At 27.8% G+C, this 1,451-nt stretch carries 1 protein-coding gene; it reads right to left on the bottom strand.

All coding sequences use genetic code 11. The features are described from left to right. Window positions 1-799: 799 nt before the first annotated feature. Window positions 800-1,231, bottom strand: a complete 432-nt coding sequence (locus AJ930_RS09130) for a hypothetical protein (RefSeq protein WP_070275238.1) — start codon at window positions 1,229-1,231, stop codon at window positions 800-802. Window positions 1,232-1,451 lie beyond the last annotated feature (220 nt).

Here is a 1,451-nt window from a genome sequence, read left to right on the forward strand (position 1 = left end):
TAACTACAACTTGAGTTCAACTTTATTACACTTTCACTACACTTTAACTACAAAAATGTGAAAATTTGCATGTTTTTTGAAGTAAAAGTGTAGTTAATATGTAGTTAATGTTATTTTTACTATAACTTGAGTGCAACTTTATTACAACTTAACTACAAAAAAGAGTTTGTTTAAAATACTATTTTATAGGGTTTTTAATATTAATTTAATTTTTATTGTTGAAAAAAATATACTAAAAAGTGTAATAAAAAAATAAAATATCAATATTTAGGGCTTATTATGCTAAAATCCTTATTTTTAGGCTCTTTTGCTTTTTTAAAAAAAATGTAAAAAGTTGAGCCAATGGGCATAATGCAATAATATAGCCTAAATATAGGCGTTTAAATCTTATTGTTGTAGGCAAATTATGCTAATGTTTTACCGACATTTTGCGATTTGTAAAAAGCTTTTAAAATATCTATTTTGTAGGTTTTTAAGCATTATTGATAATCGAGTTATTGTGTAAGATTTTTGGCAAAAATAGACTTTAGAGCTAAAAACTACAAAATTTTCTTCATGGCGTGTATTTTTGATTGTGCTTGATTTATAGCGATAAATATGAGAGCTAGGGCTTATTTTAGAAGTTCTTGCGAATTTTCAAAAATGCTTTGCAGTTTTGAAATGGACTGTGGTTTTTGTAGGTTTTTTTATGTTTTTTTGATTGCAAGTGTGTATCTTGAATGGATATAGGGTTTAAAATGACAGAATTAGCCTTTAAAAGGCTAAAATGATTTTTTTAATGGTTTTTATCGTTTTAGGGTTATTTTTTTGATTTTTGGGTGTTTTTTGAAAGAATATCGATTAGTGTTTCAAAATCTTGGATTTCTGATTTGGTGATTTTGAATTTGTCTTTGAGGGTTAGGAATTGATAGGCTGAAACTATATCAAGCTTTGGGTATTTGGCTTGTAAATCGATAATGCTCTCATGGTTTTTAACTCTTTTTAGTTTGGCAATAAAAGTGTTTTTTGTTTTTTTGATATAAGCCATAACAGCAGGTGTCATTTTGCTTTTGTTTTCATCTGTTTTGCCATAGATTGAGAGTATGAATGCTAGACAGCTAGTTATATTGATAAATAATTTATCGTTTTTCTCTTTGTGGATTATTTTGCTTATGTAGATTTTGGTAAACCAAGTTTCTATGGCTTTGTATATTCGGTTTTTTGCGTTTGGTTTTGTATCTGTCTTAGGCATAAATGCTCCTATGTATTTGGTAGTTTTGTGGAATTATACCGTATTTTTATTAAACTTGGGTATGAAATGAGTATTTTTATATGTGGGTATAGTTTATATCAAAAGTGGCTAAAAATAAACAGGGATTTAGGATTGAAATAGTGGTGAGAAAAAGGCGATAAGGATTTGTGTTAAGGATAGCGTTAAGATGAGATTTGAATGCGTAGAATGCAAGATAGGG

The organism is Campylobacter sp. BCW_6871, assembly GCF_001762325.1.
GTDB classification, from domain to species: domain Bacteria; phylum Campylobacterota; class Campylobacteria; order Campylobacterales; family Campylobacteraceae; genus Campylobacter_D; species Campylobacter_D jejuni.